The 20,233-nt window shown below is 58.2% G+C and carries 16 protein-coding genes; 8 read left to right on the top strand and 8 right to left on the bottom strand.

Annotated features, from left to right (window positions below):
* Positions 1-14 precede the first annotated feature (14 nt).
* The 5 genes from AC07VY_RS13660 to AC07VY_RS13640 all read left to right on the top strand — a co-directional run bounded on the left by AC07VY_RS13660 (position 15) and on the right by AC07VY_RS13640 (position 8,902).
* A complete protein-coding gene (locus AC07VY_RS13660) occupies positions 15-2,618 on the top strand; it encodes a beta strand repeat-containing protein (RefSeq protein ID WP_495119486.1) in 2,604 nt (867 codons plus the stop codon).
* A 143-nt stretch (positions 2,619-2,761) separates the two neighbouring features.
* Positions 2,762-4,921: a peptidase domain-containing ABC transporter gene (locus AC07VY_RS13655; RefSeq protein WP_495097919.1), complete on the top strand. Its 2,160-nt coding sequence runs from the start codon at positions 2,762-2,764 to the stop codon at positions 4,919-4,921.
* Positions 4,894-6,276 carry an HlyD family type I secretion periplasmic adaptor subunit gene (locus AC07VY_RS13650; protein ID WP_495097920.1) on the top strand — a complete coding sequence of 461 codons (1,383 nt, stop codon included), beginning with the start codon at positions 4,894-4,896 and terminating at the stop codon, positions 6,274-6,276. The genes AC07VY_RS13655 and AC07VY_RS13650 overlap by 28 nt, the downstream gene beginning before the upstream one ends.
* Before the next feature lie 133 nt (positions 6,277-6,409).
* Positions 6,410-7,069 carry a hypothetical protein gene (locus AC07VY_RS13645; RefSeq protein ID WP_495111301.1) on the top strand — a complete coding sequence of 220 codons (660 nt, stop codon included), beginning with the start codon at positions 6,410-6,412 and terminating at the stop codon, positions 7,067-7,069.
* Between the two features lie 18 nt (positions 7,070-7,087).
* Complete coding sequence (locus AC07VY_RS13640; protein WP_495111300.1) at positions 7,088-8,902, top strand: glycosyltransferase family 4 protein; 1,815 nt, start codon at positions 7,088-7,090, stop codon at positions 8,900-8,902.
* Positions 8,903-8,916: 14 nt separating this feature from the next.
* Here AC07VY_RS13640 and AC07VY_RS13635 read toward each other — a convergent pair whose 3' ends face one another.
* From AC07VY_RS13635 to AC07VY_RS13625, 3 genes are read right to left on the bottom strand one after another with little or no spacing between them, the layout of a single operon-like run.
* On the bottom strand, positions 8,917-10,770 hold the full coding sequence (locus AC07VY_RS13635; RefSeq protein WP_495097923.1) for a glycosyltransferase: 1,854 nt from the start codon (positions 10,768-10,770) through the stop codon (positions 8,917-8,919).
* Positions 10,770-11,711: a hypothetical protein gene (locus AC07VY_RS13630; RefSeq protein WP_495097924.1), complete on the bottom strand. Its 942-nt coding sequence runs from the start codon at positions 11,709-11,711 to the stop codon at positions 10,770-10,772. Before AC07VY_RS13630 ends, AC07VY_RS13635 begins: the two co-directional genes overlap by 1 nt.
* A gap of 13 nt (positions 11,712-11,724) precedes the next feature.
* Entirely contained in the window at positions 11,725-12,672 is a 948-nt protein-coding gene (locus tag AC07VY_RS13625; RefSeq protein WP_495076088.1) for a UDP-glucuronic acid decarboxylase family protein, read from the bottom strand.
* Positions 12,673-12,999: 327 nt separating this feature from the next.
* Here AC07VY_RS13625 and AC07VY_RS13620 point away from each other — a divergent pair, with 327 nt between their 5' ends.
* Positions 13,000-13,650 carry an outer membrane beta-barrel protein gene (locus AC07VY_RS13620; RefSeq protein WP_495097925.1) on the top strand — a complete coding sequence of 217 codons (651 nt, stop codon included), beginning with the start codon at positions 13,000-13,002 and terminating at the stop codon, positions 13,648-13,650.
* Here AC07VY_RS13620 and AC07VY_RS13615 read toward each other — a convergent pair.
* Positions 13,643-14,566 (bottom strand): LysR family transcriptional regulator, encoded by a 924-nt coding sequence (locus AC07VY_RS13615; protein WP_495097926.1) that lies wholly within the window; start codon positions 14,564-14,566, stop codon positions 13,643-13,645. The two genes, AC07VY_RS13620 and AC07VY_RS13615, sit on opposite strands and share 8 nt — an antisense overlap.
* Before the next feature lie 103 nt (positions 14,567-14,669).
* Between AC07VY_RS13615 and AC07VY_RS13610 the strand changes: the two genes are divergently transcribed.
* Positions 14,670-15,440, top strand: a complete 771-nt coding sequence (locus AC07VY_RS13610) for an SDR family NAD(P)-dependent oxidoreductase (RefSeq protein WP_495097927.1) — start codon at positions 14,670-14,672, stop codon at positions 15,438-15,440.
* Between the two features lie 7 nt (positions 15,441-15,447).
* Here AC07VY_RS13610 and AC07VY_RS13605 read toward each other — a convergent pair whose 3' ends face one another.
* Genes AC07VY_RS13605 through AC07VY_RS13595 form a run of 3 tightly spaced genes read right to left on the bottom strand, consistent with a single transcriptional unit; the run spans position 15,448 to position 17,575 of the window.
* Positions 15,448-16,416: a GlxA family transcriptional regulator gene (locus tag AC07VY_RS13605; protein ID WP_495098072.1), complete on the bottom strand. Its 969-nt coding sequence runs from the start codon at positions 16,414-16,416 to the stop codon at positions 15,448-15,450.
* Positions 16,413-17,018, bottom strand: coding sequence for a DJ-1/PfpI family protein (locus tag AC07VY_RS13600; RefSeq protein WP_495097928.1), 606 nt, complete (start codon positions 17,016-17,018; stop codon positions 16,413-16,415). The genes AC07VY_RS13605 and AC07VY_RS13600 overlap by 4 nt, the downstream gene beginning before the upstream one ends.
* On the bottom strand, positions 17,015-17,575 hold the full coding sequence (locus AC07VY_RS13595; RefSeq protein ID WP_495097929.1) for an isochorismatase family protein: 561 nt from the start codon (positions 17,573-17,575) through the stop codon (positions 17,015-17,017). Before AC07VY_RS13595 ends, AC07VY_RS13600 begins: the two co-directional genes overlap by 4 nt.
* Positions 17,576-17,727: 152 nt before the next feature.
* Between AC07VY_RS13595 and AC07VY_RS13590 the strand changes: the two genes are divergently transcribed.
* Complete coding sequence (locus AC07VY_RS13590) at positions 17,728-18,357, top strand: DNA-3-methyladenine glycosylase I (RefSeq protein ID WP_495097930.1); 630 nt, start codon at positions 17,728-17,730, stop codon at positions 18,355-18,357.
* Positions 18,358-18,549: 192 nt separating this feature from the next.
* Here AC07VY_RS13590 and groL read toward each other — a convergent pair whose 3' ends face one another.
* The gene (groL, locus tag AC07VY_RS13585) at positions 18,550-20,202 is read right to left on the bottom strand and encodes a chaperonin GroEL (protein WP_495075944.1); all 1,653 of its coding nucleotides are present in this window, start codon (positions 20,200-20,202) and stop codon (positions 18,550-18,552) included.
* Positions 20,203-20,233 lie beyond the last annotated feature (31 nt).

Below are 20,233 nucleotides of genomic sequence, written 5' to 3'. Positions count from 1 at the left end.
TGGCGATAGAGACGGTGGACGTGGCTGCGCTGAAGACCAGCCAGATTGCGGCGCTGAGCACCAACAGCGTGGCTGCCCTGACCACCAACCAGATCCAGGCCGTCAGCACGGCTGGTATTGCGGCGCTGACCACCACCCAGGCGGCGGCCCTGACGACCAACCAAGTCGTGGCTCTGACGACGGCCCAAGTGTCCTCGCTGAGCGCGGCAGACATTGCTGCGCTGAGCACCAACCAGATCGTTGCGATAGAGACAGTGGATGTAGCGGCGCTGAAGACCAGCCAGATCGTTGCCTTGACGACGGCCCAGGTTGCAGCGCTGACGACCAACCAGATCGTCGCCTTGACCACAGGCCAGGTATCGTCGTTGACGACAGCGGCGATAGCCGCGCTGACGACCAACCAGGTTGCGGCGATCGAGACGGCTGACATAGCCGCCTTGAAGACCAGCCAGGTTGCGGCACTGAGCACCAACAGCGTGGCAGCGCTGACCACCAACCAGATCCAGGCCGTGACCACGGCAGACCTGGTTGCACTGAACACCGCACAAGTGGTGGCGCTGACGACCAACCAGATCGTGGCCTTGACCACCGGCCAGGTGTCCTCGCTGACGACCACGGAGCTGGCCGCGCTGACGACCAACCAGGTTGTGGCGATCGAGACCGTGGACGTTGCGGCCCTGAAGACCAACCAGATCGCGGCACTGAGCACCAACAGCGTGGCAGCGCTGACCACCAACCAGATCCAGGCCGTGACCACGGCCGGTATTGCGGTGCTGACCACCAGCCAAGTTGTGGCCTTGACGACCAACCAGGTCGTGGCCCTGACCACGGCCCAAGTGGTAGCGCTGGGCACGGACGTTGCGGCCCTCACGACCAACCAAGTAGTGGCGATCGAGACAGTGGACATCGCGGCGCTGGGTACCAACCAGATCGCAGCGTTGACAACGGCGCAGGCAGCGGCCTTGACGACCAACCAGATCGTGGCGTTGACCACCGGCCAAATCGCGGCGGTGACCACCGCTGATGTGGCGGCGCTGACGACCAACCAGATCGTGGCGATAGAGACGGTGGACGTGGCTGCGCTGAAGACCAGCCAGATTGCGGCGCTGAGCACCAACAGCGTGGCTGCCCTGACCACCAACCAGATCGTGTCTTTGACGACGTCACAGATTGCTGCTTTGACGACGGCCGGAGTGGCTGCGTTGAGTACCAGCCAAATTGCTGCGATCGAAACGGTGGATATTGCGGCGCTCAAAACGGCTCAAATAGCAGCTTTGACAACGACGGGGGTCGCTGCGCTGGCAACCAACCAAGTTCAGGCGCTCACCACAGCGGATATTGCCTCACTTACCACGTCGCAAGTGTCTGCTTTGACGACAAATCAGGTGGTGGCATTGACGACAGGTCAAGTGGCTTCGTTGACAACGGCTAGCGTTGCTGCCTTGACGACGAACCAGATTGCTGCCATCGAGACTATTGACATAGTTGCTCTGAAGACGAGTCAGATCATTGCGCTCACCACAAACGAGATCGTAGCGCTGACAACCAACCAGGTTCAGGCGTTTACGACAACGCAGGCGGAGAGCTTTACATCTACGCAGATATCGGCCTTCACCACCGCGCAGATATCCCATCTGACCTTGAGCACGCCAATTATTCTGGATCTGAATGGAGATGGCGTTAAAACATTGAACATCTCATCGGGTGTGACTTTTGACCTGTTCGCTGATGGTTCCAAGGTCAACACGGGTTGGGTCAGTAGTGGAGATGGCTTGCTGGTCATGGATAGAAACCATGATGGACTGATCAACGATGGCTCCGAGTTGTTTGGCTCGTCCACGAAGCTTGCAAACGGATCCAAAGCCAGTGATGGATACGCGGCGCTCGGTGAGTTGGACGCCAACCATGATGGTGTTGTCAATAGCGAAGATGCCGGTTTTGCTGACTTGCGGGTGTGGATTGACAGCAATTCTGATGGCGTCAGCGAATCAGGTGAGGTCAAAACGCTGTCGTCGTTGGGTATTACCAGCATCAGTGCCAAAGCAACGGTTCAGATTAGTCAGGACAATGGCAACTTGGTGGGATTGACTTCCAGCTATGAAACATCTGACGGTGCAACCCACGCAGCAGCTGATGTGTGGTTTGTTGCCGACCAGAAGGATGCCAGCACCCCAGCTGTGACGGTGGACCAAGTGATAGCGTCATTGAATCCGACGGCAACGCCTGCGGTGGCTGCTACTGAGGTGGTTTCGTCTAAGTTGCAAGAAGTTGTTCAGCCTGTACTGGATTCTGCGAAGACCAGTGCTTCGACGCAAAGTGTCGATTTGCGCTCCAAGGTCAGCAGTCTGGCCCAGGTGATGGGGGCATTTGATGGGACTGGGGTAGGAGGTGATGCGTCGATGCCACATATTGACTTGGCTTCTGCCGCGTTCACCAAACCCGCTGCCGCCACTTTGGCTGTGGGCAGTATGGTGGATGTCATGAAACAGTTTGACGCAAACGGCAATTTGATTGCAGGCCAGGGCAGTACGATGGCTGCAACTGTGAAGCCTTTGAATGTCTCCGGCATCCAGGATTCCGCGCAGAAGGGGTTCTTGGCGGGCACTGGCGGTAAGTAGTCCTGCTGCTTCTGTGTGAGGACAAGGTGGAGGGTGAAAACCCTCCACCTTTTTTTATGCATCAGGCGGCAGAACTGGTGCTGCAAAAGGCGTCATATCAAGCCATTGAATTCATTGTTGCGTGTTGAAATGTAAAGACATGTATGCGTGATTCAACCATGTCAGAACGATTTCCTCACTCAACCGTACAGTGCATTGCTGCACTTGCCCAGCATCACCGGTTGCCGGTGAATCCTGAGCGTTTGATTGAGGACTATGCGCTGGTTTCAGAGGAACCCGGTCCTGCTACCGTGCTGCGCATTGCCGCAGACATAGGGTTGAAGGCGAAGTTTGACCATTTTTCGTGGGAGAGTCTGCAGGAGCAGGCGGGGGTATTCCCCTTGATTGCCCGCATGACCGATGGCAATTGCATGATTGTCATGTGCGCGAATGTGAACGGTGATGGGTTGGTGGCAGTGCTGAACCCTCTAGCAGACAATCCCACTGAAATCTTGCGCCTGGATCGCGCTAAGTTTTGCGCACTTTGGCAAGGTGACGTGTTTTTGATGAAGCGCATTTACGCGCTGCCGGAACAAAATCAGCCGTTCGGCTTTCGTTGGTTCATTCCCGAAATTCTCAAACAAAAAGCAGCGCTGAGAGATATCGCGGTTGCGGCGATTGCCATGCATGTTCTGGCGCTGGCGTCTCCCATGTTCTTTCAATTGGTGATTGACAAAGTGCTGGTGCACCAAAGCCTGGCAACCTTGTGGGTGCTTGCGATAGGCATAGTGATTGCCTTGGTATTTGATTCGCTATTTGGTTTTCTACGTCAAATACTGACTCTTTCCGCCACGAACAAGATTGATATGCGGTTGACGCGCCGTACCTTTGCGCATCTCTTGTCGCTGCCTATCGATTACTTTGAGACAACCACTGCCGGTGTAATTACGCGCCACATGCAACAAGTGGAGAAGATTCGAAGCTTCTTGACCGGTCGGATGTTCTTTACCGTGCTGGACGCACTGTCTTTGTTCATTTTTCTGCCCATACTTTTTACCTATTCGGTCAAGCTTGCCCTGGTCACTTTGGTTTTCACCTTTTTGATTGCCGGGGTGGTAGCTGCCATGGTGCCGGTATTCCAAAAACGTTTGAACGATCTGTATAGCGCCGAAGGCGAGAGGCAATCCATGATGGTCGAGACCATCCATGGAATGCGGACGGTGAAGGCCTTGGCTATTGAGCCAGCGCAGCGGCGTCTGTGGGACCAGCGCTCTGCCCAATCCATCAACATGCATTTTCGGGTAGGGAAAATTTCAATTACTGGTAACGCTGTCACTGATTTTTTGGGCAAGCTGTTACCTGTAGTAATTATTGTGTTGGGTGCACAGGAGGTGTTTGACCAAACCTTGTCTGTTGGCGCATTGATTGGCTTTCAAATGATCTCGGGCCGGGTTGTAGCGCCCTTGATTGCAATTGTCAGTTTGGTGAATGAGTATCAAGAGACCGCTTTGTCTGTGCGCATGCTGGGGGAGGTGATGAACCGTCCTTCGGAGGGGCGGGCCAGTGCTGGTGGCTTGCGTCCGGAATTGGCTGGAGAAATTTCGTTTAACGAAGTCACCTTCCGTTACCCGGGGTCCAGCCATGCTGCATTGGACCGCGCGAGCTTCACTATTGCGGCAGGCTCTGTTGTGGGAATTGTGGGGAGGAGCGGATCCGGCAAGACCACTTTGACCAAGCTGATCCAGGGCTTGTACGGCGTCCAGGAAGGGATTGTGCGCTTCGATCGCACAGATGCGCGCGAGATCGAACTGGCCCATTTACGCCGCCAGATCGGAGTGGTGTTGCAAGAGAATTTCTTGTTCCGTGGTTCGGTTCGGGACAATATTGCAGTTGCTAAACCTGAGTCCACGTTCGAGCAGATTGTTGCCGCAGCTGAAGCTGCAGGAGCTGCAGAGTTTATTGAACGGCTTCCCCAGGGATACAACACGCTGCTGGAGGAAAACGCTTCCAATTTGTCTGGTGGGCAGAAGCAGCGTCTATCGATTGCCCGCGCGCTGTTGTCCAAGCCGCGGATTCTGGTTCTGGATGAAGCGGCCAGCGCCTTGGATCCTGAAAGCGAAGCCATTTTTATCAGCAATCTTTCGCGTATTGCTGTTGGGCGGACTGTGATCATGATTTCCCACCGCCTATCCACGCTGGTCAATGCCAGCGCCATTCTGGTTATGCAGCATGGGCGTCTGGTTGATAGCGGTCGGCACGATGAGTTGCTGACCCGATGTGAGACTTATCAACATCTATGGAATCAACAAACAAGCCATTTGTGAAGCGATGGCTTTCTTTCAAATGGGGCAAAGGCTCCAAGAAAAAGACTGTCGTTGAATATCTGCCAGACGCGGACGAAATTGAGCGCACGCCGGTACCCAAGTTCGCGCAAATAACCTTGCGCGTACTATTTGTCGCCCTGGTCATCTTTGCCATATGGGCCAGCTTGTCTCAATTGGACGAAGTGATTGTGGCTCAGGGCCGCCTGGTCAATCCTTTGCCGAATGTGGTTGTGCAGCCGCTGGAAACTTCCATCGTGCAAAGCGTCGATGTGCGCGTGGGGCAGGTGGTCAAGAAGGGTGAAAAGCTGGCCTCATTGGATGCTACGTTTGCCCAGGCTGACGAAACCCAGTTGCAGGCGCAATTGAATAGTCTGGAAACCCAGGTTCAAAGCCTGGGGCGCGAACTGGAGGGCGGCGGCGTCACCGGCAGTACCGGGACACAGACGGCCGATGGTCAACTGCAGGCCAATTTGTCGTTTGAGAGACGGGCTAATTACAAAGCCCAGCAGATGAAGATGACGGAAACTGCCGCGAAGCTACGCGCTGCATTGGCGACGAACCGGCAGGATCAGCAGTTTGTGGCTTCGCGTCTGAAATCTTTGAAAGAAATAGAAGCGATGCAGGAGAAGATGGTGGCCCAAAAGATTGGTGCACCCTTGCAACTGCTTGAGGCACAACAGAGAAGTAAAGAAGTTGAGCGTGATCTGGAGCTGTCCCGTAGCCGCGAGCAGGAAATACGACGCGAACTAGGTGCTTTTGAGGCGGAAAAGTTGGCCTTTGAGAAAAGTTGGCGGCAAAAAGCAATGGAGGACATGTTGGTTCTCTCGCGCGAGCGCGACTCGGTCAAAGAGCAATTGCAGAAGGCCGACAAGCGCCGCAGGTTGGTGACTTTGGTGTCTCCCGTGGATGCAGTTGTGCTGGAGATTGCCAAGCTGTCTCCCGGCTCCATTGTCAAAGAGGCGGAAACATTTTTTACCCTGGTGCCCATGAACGTGGTGTTGGAAGCTGAAGTGCATATCGACTCAGTCGATGTTGGGTATATCAAGCTCGGCGACCCGGTTCATATCAAGCTGGATGCATTCCCCTTTCAACGCCATGGAACACTGGATGGCCGGGTTCGAACATTGAGCGAAGACGCATTTCGTAAAGATACACAGGTCAAAACCGGTGGAGATGCTTACTACATGAGCCGTGTCAGCATCGACAAAGTAAATCTGAAAAATATGCTGGAAAACTCCAGAATTCTGCCGGGCATGACTTTGAATGCAGAAATTGTGGTGGGTAAACGCACTGTCATGTCTTATTTGGTGTGGCCGCTGACCAAGGGTCTTGGTGAAGCGGTGCGAGAGCCGTAGGGCTTAATTTATTCAAAACCACATGTCGAAAATAATGAAGGCTTATTGCATTGGCCATACCATGCCATTGTTCAGGCCGCCTGTTTTTTTTGAAATGTTATGCCCCGCTTCTCTGGGTATACAGAATGAGCTGGTGATTGACGACAACCGGTTTGGCACAGCGATCGATGGTGGCGGCTTGGCCGAGTACTCTCAGCTCTTTGGCTTGCACGATTTGCTGCTGTCGGGTGACGTGGTTGCAGAGCATTTATTCTTGTTTCAATACCGCAAGTTTGTATCTACCCTGATGGGTGGAGCAGAGTCAGTTTCTCCCTGGATACGGGTGCTTACGCCAGATTTGGCTCCGGCTATTTTCCCCACTCAGGAGCAGTTGGATGCTTTTTCCGGGCGTTTGGCCGTAGGTTCCATTTTTGACTTTGGGGAGAGTATTTCTAGCAATTACGCGCGGGTGCACGTGATTGATGATTTGGTCATGTTTGCTGCCGCCTGTGCCGACAGCGGTGTTTTGGACAAGGCGGATATCAAAGCATTCGCTACTTTGCGTGGAATCATTCCGTCTCCCGCCGTGTGTTGCATACATGTGGATGTATTCATGAGAATCATCAGCATATTGAAAGCTGTATGGAATGCTTACTCGTCCGATTACCAGGTTGCGCGTACGGGATACCAGCGGCGGGTTGCCGGTTATCTGCTGGAGCGACTGCATAGTTTTTTATTGTGCAAGTGGCTTATGGACAATAGTGAGCCCCATATACAAATTTGGCAGCGCTATGTAGTAACTGAAGTGAAATAATTTAAAGCGACAACAGATATGTCTTCTTCAGTGCGAAAAATTTTAATTGATGCGGTATTTTTCCAATACAACCGCTCCGGCATTGCCCGTGTCTGGCACTCCTTGCTGTTGGAGTGGGTACAAGATGGATTCGCCGTACAGTTATTGGTGTTGGACCGCCAAAATACAGCGCCGCGCATTCCCGGCATTGCTTACCGCAACATTCCCTCCCACAACTACGCCGCACCAGATGCTGATCGGGCACTGCTGCAACAAGTGTGCGACGAAGAGGGCGCCAGCTTGTTTGTGTCCAGCTACTACACGACACCGATTTCGACGCCGTCGGTATTCATGGTCTACGACATGATTCCTGAGGTCCTGAACTGGGACACGGCGACCAAAGCCATTTGGGTGGAAAAGCATGCTGGCATTCGCCATGCCAGTGCCTATATAGCCATATCGCAAAACACGGCGAATGATCTGTGCCGTTTTTTCCCAGCCATCCGTCCAGAGCAGGTGACGGTGGCCCATTGCGGAGTGGACTTCAAGGCCCCGGAGCCTGAACAGCTTGCGTTATTCAAGGCACAGCACGCCATCGAGAAACCCTATTTCTTGCTAGTGGGTAGCCGTGGTGCCTACAAGAATGCCCATTTGTTCTTCCAGGCGTTTGCCACTCTGGGTGAACTACGGGGCCAATATGCGATTGTTTGTACTGGTCCCTGGTCGGCGCTGGAGCCCGAGTTCAGCATCCATGTGGGCGACGCCAGTGTGCACATGATTGAGGTGGACGATGCAAGCTTGCAATGCGCTTACAGCGGAGCCATTGCCTTGGTCTACCCCTCACTGTACGAAGGCTTTGGTATGCCGATTACCGAGGCCATGGCTTGTGCCTGCCCGGTCATCACTTGTCCTACGGGCTCTATACCGGAGGTCGCTGCCGACGGCGTGCTGTATGTGGATCCCACGGACGTGGCGGCCATGGCGAATGCTTTGTACCAGGTGCAGGGGCCAGTCATGCGTGCTGTGCTGATTGCCAAAGGTTTGCAGCGCGCTGCGCAGTTCTCCTGGGGGAAAATGGCCTTAGAGGTCAAAACTGCCTTGTTGCAGGTGGATCTGTCCGCGCAAGCACCGCGTCCAAGCACTGTGGTGCAACACGCAACGTATAAGAAACCGGGGGCCAATATGCTGTCTGAAATCATTCCAGCCGAGATCATCAACGACGATTTTTACAAGGTGCTGAATGCACTGGCCAGTCGCGACGATTTGAAGAGTTTTCTGGAGATCGGATCTTCCAGTGGTGCGGGTAGCACCCATGCATTTGTCTCTGCTCTGCGTAATCGCGTTGATGCGCAGAGCACGCGGCTGTACTGTATGGAACTGAGTACCGAGCGCTTTACCGCTTTGCGCAATGCCTATGCGGACTGTGACTTCGTCAAGGTCTATAACCAGTCTTCCGCTGCATTGGATGAGTTTCCATCAGAGCAGGAAGTGGCGTTTTTCTACGCCAGCACGCGGACGACCTTGAACGCCTACCCCCTTGAGCAGGTGTTATCTTGGTTGCGGCAGGATATTGCGTATATGCGCGCTGCGGGTCTGACACACAACGGTATAGAACTGATCAAAAAAGAAAACCAGATTGTTGACTTTGATATGGTGTTGATCGACGGCTCAGAATTCACCGGGGAGGCCGAGCTGTACCACTGCATGGGTGCGCGCGTCATTGCATTGGATGACGTGAACTCACACAAATGCTTCAATGCCTACCGCATATTGACCAACCATGTCGCCTATGCGCTGACCCACCAGAATATGGAGTTGCGAAACGGCTTCGCGGTATTTGAGCGCAGGTTCTGAGGTCTGCGCGCGCACTACCGTTTCACAAATACGGCGAAGCCATTTGAGACTTCGGCGTCTGCAAATACGAGTTGGTAACTGGGGTCTCGCACCAGCTGTTGCAGGCTGTGGTGGTTTTTAAAGGTTTGTGTGCAGGCCAGAAGGATGATCTTGCATCCATATAGCTGTTGCAGTTCTGCAAAGCCGGTGAATTCACGGCCATCAATCAGTACCATGTCGAACTGCTCTAAGCCCAGCTTTCCCAGCAGTGTCTGTATGCCATTGGGCTCCAAGGACGTGGCTTCCATCTCGGCCCTGTCCTGCCGCAACCAGTCCAGCACGTTGGCTAGCGGGTAGTCCCTCAACTTTCCGCTAGTTGTTGCGTAAAACTGGCTTACATCCGCAGCCGAGGGGAAGGCTTCCAGCGGTACCGTGCTGGCGTGGTGGCAATGGACAAAATTCTTCTGTCCGTAGCGTTGCTGCATGGCTGTGCAGGGCGTGTGGGCACTCTCCATGCAGTGCAGCTGCGGATGGACGGGATTGTTTCCCAACTGCTCTACCAGTACCTCCAGTTGCGGACTGTTGGTGGCGCCCACCGCCAGCACATGCCGTATGTCGGTACGCGCTGCGAGTAACGCGATGAGTGCAGGTAGAGCTTTGCTCTGGGGCGGGGTCGTCAGGCCGCCTTGTATATATTGCATTTCTGCACGCAGGCTGGCGGCGTGGGGTGTTGCTCCAATGGCCTCGGCAATCTGTATCTGGAATGCCGCACACTGCAGGGCTTCCGTAGGGTTGGGGTAGATGTGCTGATGACCCCGGTAGCTTTCTTCCGCTGTTGCGTGCGCCAGGTCGAGCTTGGATTGCACGCCCCCCAGCAGCCCCAGGCAATGGCCTTTCCAGGGCAGGCCATTGCGTGCGAACCATGCTTGGGTGCCGCGCACCATCTGGCGGTTGATTTCGAAGGGGTTGATAACGTGCCGAAAGCTTTCGCGAATGCTTCCGTGTGCCTTTGGGGCTGCCAGCAAGCCTTGGATATGTGCCACTAGTGCATGGGCTTTGGGTTCTGAGCGGGAGATGCACCCCGGCAGCTGTAGCGAGAGGTCCTGCAGCGGCCCGCGTATGTCTTCGCACACCAGCACCGGTACATCGTTCAATAGTGCTTCCATGACCGAGTTGGATATGCCCTCGGTAGTGGATGTATGTACCAAAAGGCGCGCGCGGGCCAGGTAGGCAGAGACCACGCTGTTATTCGCCCCAATAGGGCGGCCATCGATGACGATGCGCCCATCGATACGCATTAGCGCATAGGGGTCGAACGGGTAGTGAAAGTATTCAATCGACTTGCCCGCCTTGCGCACCACCTCGAAAAACGACTCCAGCAGCTGTGGGTTGGAACCTAGCGACTGGGCGAACAGGTAAGCCGTGACGTTTGCCGCCAGCAGGGACTCGATCAGCAACTGCCCGCGCTTGAGCGCCACAGGCGAGAAGACGGACACCACATCTACGGTCTTTAGTGCTGCAGGTACGTTACCAGTGAATGGCAGACCTGCGTTATGCAAGCCGTAAGGCAATTCCTGCGTCAGGGTGCGCAGGAATCGGGCGCCCACGCCCTCGAAGCGCTCAATCACCTTGTCCGGATACTGCTGTCGAGCCTGGGCCACGGTGGCTGGGTGCGCGAACATGGCACCGATGCAGCGCGGCTGGGGTAGCCAGTCCACAATGTCCTGGTAGCCATTGGCGGCAGTCAGCACATAGTAGTTTTGCTCCTCAAACAGGCGCACACGTTCTGCGGTGGGTCTCCAGTCGCCCTGGCACAGCACCAGGATGCCGGGGCTGTCCTCGCAGCGCTCTTTAAATATCTGGGCGTCTTGCAGGGTGGCGTTGGCCATCAACCGGTCTTTCGTGTGAGCAGTTTGCGAAAGTCTGCGTAGCCCATGGGGTCCAGCAGCCGGGCGGTGCGGCCCTCTAGCTTCTGAGTCCAGTAGTGGCGAAATAGAGGCGAGAAGTCGAATTTGCGTTCTGCCAGTGTTTGGAAGTAACGCATCAGCGTGTCACGGTGGACTTCCTGCCAGTCCTCTACCACCAGCACTGGCAGTTCCGTAAACAGGTTGGACATGGCATTTCTTTTGACGATGGGAATGCAACCCAGCAGAATCGCCTCCCAGGTACGGTGGCAGTCCATGCCCGCGCCTTCAGGGCTGACGACGAACATGCATTCCGCTTGCCGTAGCCAGGTGCTGTTGCGTGGCACGGCATTGGCCTCGAAGAAGCACACCGACTTGTCCACCTTGTCAAAGCACTCCTGCCTGTCTCCACGTCCCATCGCGAAATGCCAGTTGCAATAAGCCGTCAGGTAGCGCAGATGGAAGTCAGGCGACGCGGCCAGCGTGTTGAGCAATGCGTTTTCCTGCGCCATCGGCGAGATGGCCGTAATGCCCCACATGCCGGGGCGCTCCCACATGGTGTGGTAGTCCATGCCAATGGGAAGCAGGGACAGCTTCGGGTGCTGGCTCACCAGGTTCTGCGCATGCCAGGCCAGCAAGTAGTCGCTGGCCAGCAATGTAGCTATGGCCGGGTGGGCCAGCAGGGCATCGTTGATGGGCACATCGCTGTCACCACTGACCAGTACGAACGGGCTGCTAATCTGCGGTAACAGTTGCACGGCAAAGTTCAGCAGGGCGTCCGTACAGACATAGATGGAGCCACCCGGCCGGTGGTTCTGCAGCAGTTCGGGCTCCAGGCCGGGGTGGCTGGAGACCGGCTTGGCGTGGTGGCTGCCGCAAGACTTCAGCATGCCCCGGCTAGACACAAAAGTCGTGAGCTGTTCCATGCGTGTCCGGTCTTTAGGCGAGCTGTGCGAAATAGGCGATGGTCTTTTGCAGTCCTTCGTTTAGCGGAATGGTGGGCGACCAGTCCAGCATCTGGCGGGCCAGCGTGAGGTCGGGTTTGCGCTGGCGCGGGTCGTCTGCGGGCATGGGGAGGTGGACGATCTTGGATGTGGTGCCTGTCAGGGCGATGACTTGCTCGGCCAGTTCGCGCATGCTGAACTCTCCGGGGTTGCCAATGTTTACCGGGCCGGTGAATTCGTCCGGGCTGTCCATCATGCGGATCATGGCTTCCAGCAAGTCGTCTACATAGCAGAAGCTGCGCGTCTGGCCACCGTCGCCATACAACGTGATGTCCTTGCCCTGCAGGGCTTGCATGATGAAGTTGCTGACCACACGGCCATCGTCCGGGTGCATGCGGGGGCCGTAGGTATTGAAGATGCGCACCACCTTGATACGCAGTTGGTGCTGGCGGTGGTAGTCGAAGAACAGGGTTTCCGCACAGCGTTTGCCTTCGTCGTAGCAACTGCGGATGCCTATCGGGTTCACCCGGCCCCAGTACGACTCCTGCTGCGGATGCACTTCGGGGTCGCCATACACCTCGGAGGTGGAGGCCTGCAGAATCTTGGCCTTGCAGCGCTTGGCCAGGCCCAGCATATTGATGGCGCCGTGCACACTGGTCTTGGTGGTCTGCACCGGGTCGTGCTGGTAATGCACCGGGCTGGCGGGGCAGGCCAGGTTGTAAATTTCGTCAACTTCAACGTACAGCGGAAACGTCACATCGTGGCGCATCAGTTCGAAATTGCTCTTGTTCAGCAAGTGGGCCACATTGCTCTTGCTGCCGGTGTAGAAGTTGTCCACACACAGCACATCGTCGCCGCGCGCCACCAGGCGGTCACACAGATGGCTGCCCAGGAAGCCTGCGCCACCGGTGACCAAAATTCTCTTTTTCGACTTCTCACGCATGGCGTCTCCTTGATTCATGTCGGTATTGCAGGCGAAATATGCTGCATCTACAACGATCATAAGGCTGCATGTAGGTGTCAAACGGCGCAAAAGCACGTGTCAACGCCCTTGTCAATGCGTTACCCGCGCTGATTTTTATTACATCGGCTTTACCGAGCCTGCACCGGGCAGACAGTTTGGGACGCTTCAATGGCGTTGTGCAGGTGCTACCGGTCTTTGTGTCCGGTACGCAATCCGTTTTTCAGCATCTCCCGCTGCCTGTGCGAGCGGGCATGCGGAGTCCGCTGGGCGCAGTGCGCGCGGCGGCTCCATCACCAAGGAATAGGTATGAAATTGAATACTGTTTTTGCCACCCTGGCGCCGCTGGGCCTGGTTCTGGCCATGCCTCTGGCCCATGCGGCCGACCCATCGGGCGATGTGTACGTGGGCGGTGGCTTGTCCATGAGTCGCGCATCGGGTCTAGGCGGAAAGATCGATTCGGCGCTGGCCAACCAAGGTGTGGCCAGTAGCAGCTCTGCCGATAGCAGCAGTACCAACCCGAATTTCCGCCTGGGCTACCGCGTGAGTCCGAACGTGGCCGTGGAAGCCAGCTACGACCGGGTGGGCAAGATGGACGTGCAGTCCGCCATATCGTCGCCCTCGGCAGACAGCGCGGCGGGCTCCTGGAAAGCCCATGGCCTGGGCCTGCACGTGCTGGGCATTGCGCCGATAGACAACAAGTGGTCGCTCTATGGCCGCCTCGGGGTTGAGCGCTGGAAGACCAATTTGGACCTTTCCTCCACCAGCGGTTCCACCAACTATTCAGGCAGTAGCACGCACACCTCGCTGGCCCTGGGCGCAGGCGCGGCCTATGCCATCACGCCGAATGTGGATGCCACGGCCGAGCTGGTGCATTACACCCATGTGGGGGACGACACCAACACCGGCCGTACAGGCCTGAACCAGTTCAACCTGGGCCTGCGCTACCACTTTATGTGATGTCTGCCCGTGGTGGCTGGATGTGTGGTGTGATCACCTGCGCCAGCCAGTCCATCACGGTGCGTACGCGCTTGGACAGGTTGCGCCTATGGGTGTAAAGCAGCGTCAGCGGCATCGGGCGCGGCACGAAGTCGGGTAACACTTCCACCAGCGTGCCCCGGCTCAGCAGTGTCTTGAGCCCCGTGTCTGGTACCTGTATCAGCCCTAGGCCGGCCAGGCAGGCGGCGGTATAGGCCTCGGTATTGTTGACGGTCACGGCGCCGGCCATCGGCAGGTAGTGGTCTTGCGCACCGATGGAGTATTCAAAACCCAGGGGCTTGGTGCCCAGTGTGCTGGCGTAATGCACTAATTGGTGCCCGGCCAGGTCTTCCAGTGATTCCGGATAGCCATAGCGCTGCAGATAAGCCGGGCTGGCGCAGTTGCGCATGCGCATGGCGCCCAGTGGCCGGGCTACCAGGCTGGGGTCCAGCACGGGGCCACCCCGCAGCACGCAGTCAAAGCCTTCGCGCACCAGATCCACCCGGCGCTCGGTACTGCTCAGCTCCACCTCCAACAGAGGGTGGGCTTGTAGCAGCTCGGGCAGGCGGGGGATAACGATATCGCGCGCCATGCCGGTGGCCATGTCCACCCGTACCCGCCCGCGCAGGGCCTGCACGCCAGGTTGCTGGAACATGGTCTGCAGGTCCTCCATGTCGGCCAGCAGGTCTTTGCTGCGCTCGTAGAAGGTTTGGCCGTCTTGCGTCAGCTGCACCCGGCGCGTGGTGCGGTGCAGCAGGCGTGTGCCCAACTGGTTTTCCAGCTGCTGCACCGCCGTGGAAACGCTGGCTTTGGGCAGACCCAGGGCCTCGGCGGCCTGGGTAAAGCTGGCCAGTTCCGCCACCCGGGTAAAGACGTGCATGCGGTCTATAGGGTTCATTGTTCAATTATCGCGAACAAACAAATCATATTTTTGATATTTATCTGGGTTGAGGCGATCAATAGACTTGCACCCATCTTTAACCACTCTGAACGGACACAGCATGCCATCCTCTACCAATACCCCTATCGCCATTGTTACCGGCGGCAGCCGTGGCCTGGGTAAAAACGCCGCACTGCACATCGCCCAAACCGGCAGCGATGTCATCCTGACCTACCGCAGCCAGGCTGCCGAAGCCGCTGCCGTAGTAACTGAAATCCAGGCCCTGGGCCGGCGCGCTGTCGCCCTGCAACTGGACGTTGGCGACAGCAGCAGCTTTGCCGCTTTTGCGGCGTCGGTGAAGCAGGTGCTGGGCGAACAGTGGCAGCGCGAAAACTTCAACTTCCTGGTCAACAACGCCGGTGTGGGCATCCACGCCAGCCTGATGGAGACCACCGAGGCCCAGTTCGACACGCTGGTCAATATCCATCTCAAAGGTGTTTTCTTCCTGACGCAAAAGCTGCTGCCGCTGATGGCCGACGGTGGCCGCATCGTGAATGTCTCTTCCGGCCTGGCCCGGTTCGCACTGCCCGGCTATGCCGCGTATGGCGCGATGAAGGGCGGCATTGAGGTGCTGACCCGCTACATGGCCAAGGAGCTGGGCCCGCGCGGCATCGCGGTGAATGTGGTGGCGCCGGGCGCTATCGAGACCGATTTCGGTGGCGGTGCGGTGCGTGACAACGCGCAACTGAATGCTTTTGTGGCGTCGCAAACCGCGCTGGGCCGCGTGGGCGTGCCAGACGATATTGGCGGTGTTATCGCCTCTTTGCTGACGCCGGCCAACCGCTGGGTCAACGCGCAGCGTATCGAGGCCTCTGGCGGCATGTTCCTGTAAAGCGGCTTCAGGCCGGCCGCGCCTGCGAGGGGGCGCCGCTCAGCCCCAGCTGGTGCCAAGCCCGGCGCAGCTGCGTGTCAGAACTGAAACCCGCCAGCTCTGCTGCCTGGTTCACGCTGTGGCCGGACTGCAGCGCTGTTTGGGCCACCGCCAGACGGATGCGGCGCAGGTACTGCAGCGGCGCGATCTGCGTGTATTCCACGAACAGACGCGTCAGATGCCGTGGCGAGGTATGGGCGATCTCGGCCATGCGCGGCACCGTCCAGCCGTGGCGCGGGTCCAGGCTCACAGCGTCTTGCACCCGGTGCAGGGCAGGGTGCATATGGTTGCGGTAGCTCAAGAAGGGCGATAGCTCGGGGTCGTGCGGCCCGCGCCGCAGCGCCACCACCATGGTCTGTGCCACCTGGGCGGCGATCGGCTCGCCGCAGGTATCGGCTATGCGCTGCAGCACCAGGTCGATGCCGGTGGTCACACCTGCGCTGCTGTACACCGGCGCGTCTTCCACAAACACCCGGTTGGCCACCACCTCGCAGTGCGGCTCCACGCTGCGCAGCTCGTCCAGATGCTGGTGGTGCGTGGTCACGCGTCTACCGGCTAGCAGGCCCGCGTGGGCGGCCAGCAGGGTGCCGGCGCACACGGTGACCAGTTCCAACTGCTGCCGCTGCGGGCGCAGGCCGCGCAACCAGTGCAGCACAGTGCGGGCCGGTGCGTTGTCCACGGCGATGGTGCTGCCAGGCAGGCCGACCAGCACTACCCAGCTGGGCGCGGGAAGTACGGATGGCAGTGGCTGCAGACCGGTCAGCAGGGCGCCGACGGAAGACACGTTGTCCGCCTCCGGCCCGACGAACTGCAAGGCAAAGCGCTCGGGCTGGCCCTGGGCCCGCAGGCACTGGTTGGCAATGCGCAGCGCCTCGGCCGGGCCGGCCCAGTCGAGTATCAGGCTGTTCGGCATCAGCACGAATAGCACCTGGATCATTGCTGGGGCTGCCACGCGTAGTCCATTTGGCGGGCGGTGCGCACTGCCAGGTCATGGCTGGCCAGCTTGCCCACCAGGTGCAGGCACATGTCGATGCCAGCGCTGATGCCGGCCGATGTAATGGTGCGTCCGCAATCCACCCAACGCGGGCCGCTTTGCACGTCCAGCGCTGGGAACAGGCGCTGCAGATCGGCCACGTCTTCCCAATGCGTGGTGACCGGGCCGCCTTGGATCACGCCGCTCTGCGCCAGCAGAAAGGCGCCGGTGCAAACCGAGGCCACCGTGCTGGCCGTGCCTGCGGTGGCGGCGATCCAGTCAATCGTCGGCTTGCAGGCCATGGCCGCATCGACCACCCCGCCGGGGATGACTAGCAGGTCGGTTGCGGTGCAGCTGTTGAAGGTGGCGTCGGGAATTATGCGTAATCCGGCTCTGGCGCAGACAGTATCTGCACTGCGTGCTACGCATTGTGTAGCAAACAGCGGTGCGTCGTGGGGATGGCTGCGGGCGTGGGCACGGCTGGCGGTGGTGAACACCTCGTAGGGGCCGGCGAAGTCCAGCGCCTCCACATTGTCAAACACCAGGATGGCGACTTGGATGCTCATGCTGCGGCCCCGGCCAGGGCTTGTTCTACTGTGCAGATGCGGGCGAAGCGATCGGTCAGCACGGCGGCGGTGCGGGCCTTGATGTCGGCGGCGGCCAGTACCGAGCCGTCCAGGTGCTGCATGTCCCAGGTCAGCGTGGCGTCCAGGCAGTAGTCCACCGTCCAGCCCAGGTCGGACGCATGGCGGGTGGTGGTTTCGCAGCATTGTTCGGTGCGGATGCCGCTGATGATCAGCTTGCCGATGCCGTTCTGTGTCAGCCAGACCTGCAGCCCGGTGTCGATCAGCGCGCTATGGCGGCTTTTGGTGAAGGTGGCAGCGGCTTCAAACGCGGCCAGCCCGGCGATCGGCTGGATATGGCCAGACTCGACAGCGAAGGCGTTGTCGGCCGTTTGGGGGCCCGCCACATGGAAGATGCGCACGATGGGAATGCCACGGGCCACGCAGCCGTCGATCAGGGCGTTCTGCTCTGCCAGGTAGCCGGGCAGGGTGGCCGGCGTAAAGTAGGGGCGGTGCCGGAAGGATTCCTGGGCATCGATCAGAATGAGACAGGTTTTCATGGTGTGCTTCTTTCAAATGGGTTGCTGTGTGCGTACTATTTTTGTGCGACAGCGCATGGAAAGCCATTTAAAGTGCGACCAGTATCGATCATTTTGAGACATTACACCTGTGTGTCGTGCCTGGCTGCAGGATGGATGGTTCAAAATGCCGTATGGACTCTTTACCGACCTCTACCGACAGCCCGCAGCCCCAGCGCTGCTTCTGGTGCGACAGCTCCGAGATCTACCGCAACTACCATGACCGCGAATGGGGCTTCCCTGTAGGCAACGACACCCGGCTGTTTGAAAAGATCTGCCTGGAAGGCTTCCAGTCGGGTCTGAGCTGGCTCACCATCCTGCGCAAGCGCGAGAGCTTCCGTACCGGCTTTGCCGGGTTTGACATCGCCACCGTGGCGCGTTTCGGCCCGAAAGATGTAGAGCGCCTGCTGGGTGACGCTGGCATCGTGCGCCACCGCGGCAAGATCGAGGCCGCCATCAACAACGCCCAGTGCGCCGAGAAGTTGCTGGAGAAAGAAGCTTCGCTGGCCAGCTACTTCTGGCGCTTCGAGCCCAGCGCTGCGTCACGCCCCAGCCGCCTGACAGTAGACGCATTGCGTGCCATGGGCCAGTCGCCCGAGTCGGTGGCGCTGTCCAAGGAGCTCAAGCGTCAGGGCTGGAAGTTCGTCGGCCCCACCACCGTCTACGCCTTCATGCAGGCCATGGGCCTGGTCAACGACCACCAGGAAGGCTGCCACGTGCGCCAGGCCGCACTGGATGCGCGCAAGGCTTTCAAGCTCGCCTAAGCTTTCCTGTCGCCCATGAAAAAACCCCGCAGAGTTCGCACTCTGCGGGGTTTTTTATGGTCTTTTTCGACGTGTGTCGAATGGGACGAATTTCGTTGCGCAACGGGTCGTCCGCTAGGCGCCAAGTCGCAGACAGTGGCATCGCCACGGCAAGACTTGGTAACGACGCGGGCGGCCCGTTTCGCGGCGAAATTACATGCCCATGTCGCCCATGCCGCCCATTCCGCCCATACCACCAGGCATGCCGCCGCCAGCACCAGCTTCGTCTTTTGGAGACTCAGCGATCATGGCTTCGGTCGTCAGCATCAGGGATGCGACGGAGGCTGCGTTTTGCAGAGCGGTACGGGTCACCTTCGTTGGGTCCAGGATACCCATTTCGATCATGTCGCCGTATTCGCCGTTGGCGGCGTTGTAGCCGAAGTTGCCCTTGCCGGCCAACACAGCTGCGACGACCACGGAGGCTTCTTCGCCAGCGTTGAACACGATTTCGCGCAGAGGCGCTTCGATGGCCTTCAACACCAGCTTGATGCCGGCGTCTTGGTCGGCGTTAGCGCCTTCAATCTTGCCAGCAGCTTGCTTGGCACGCAGCAGAGCCACGCCGCCGCCAGCCACAATGCCTTCTTCCACAGCAGCGCGGGTAGCGTGCAGGGCGTCTTCAACGCGGGCCTTCTTTTCCTTCATTTCGATTTCGGTGGTCGCGCCAACCTTGATCACGGCAACACCGCCAGCCAGCTTGGCCACGCGTTCTTGCAGTTTTTCACGGTCGTAGTCGCTGGTCGCTTCTTCGATTTGAACGCGCACTTGCTTGACGCGGGCTTCGATGTCGGCAGCTGCACCGGCGCCATCAATGATGGTGGTGTTTTCTTTGCCCACTTCGATGCGCTTGGCTTGGCCGAGGTCAGCCAGGGTGACCTTTTCCAGGGTCAGGCCGACTTCTTCAGCGATAACCTTGCCGCCGGTCAGGATGGCGATGTCTTCCAGCATGGCCTTGCGGCGGTCGCCGAAGCCAGGAGCCTTCACAGCCACAACCTTCAGGATGCCACGGATGGTGTTGACCACCAGGGTCGCCAGTGCTTCGCCATCGACTTCTTCAGCGATGATCAGCAGAGGACGGCCAGACTTGGCAACTTGTTCCAGGGTAGGCAGCAGGTCACGGATGTTGCTGATCTTCTTGTCGAACAACAGAACAAACGGGTTGTCCAGCAAAGCGGCTTGCTTTTCTGGGTTGTTGATGAAGTAGGGCGACAGGTAGCCGCGGTCGAATTGCATGCCTTCAACCACGTCCAGCTCGTTGGCCAGCGACTTGCCGTCTTCCACGGTGATCACGCCTTCCTTGCCGACCTTGTCCATGGCGCTGGCGATGATGTCACCAATGCTGGAGTCAGAGTTGGCGGAAATGGAGCCGACTTGGGCGATTTCCTTGGAGGTGGTGGTGGGCTTGGAAGCCTTCTTCAGCTCTTCCACCAGGGCTGCCACAGCCTTGTCGATACCGCGCTTCAGGTCCATCGGGTTCATGCCGGCGGCCACGTACTTCATGCCTTCGCGGATGATGGCTTGTGCCAGCACGGTTGCGGTGGTGGTGCCGTCACCAGCCAGGTCGGAGGTCTTGGAAGCAACTTCCTTGACCATCTGCGCACCCATGTTTTGCAGCTTGTCTTTCAGTTCGATTTCCTTGGCCACGGACACACCGTCCTTGGTCACGGTAGGGGCGCCGAACGAACGCTCCAGAACCACGTTACGGCCTTTAGGGCCCAGGGTCACCTTGACTGCGTTAGCCAGGATGTTTACGCCTTCAACCATGCGTGCGCGGGCTTCGCCGCCGAAAACTACGTCTTTTGCTGCCATGAGAATTTCTCCGGATTCAATTAATTAAGGG

This window comes from Rhodoferax sp. GW821-FHT02C08 (assembly GCF_059421805.1).
This window is presented reverse-complemented; position numbering and strand designations above follow the sequence as displayed.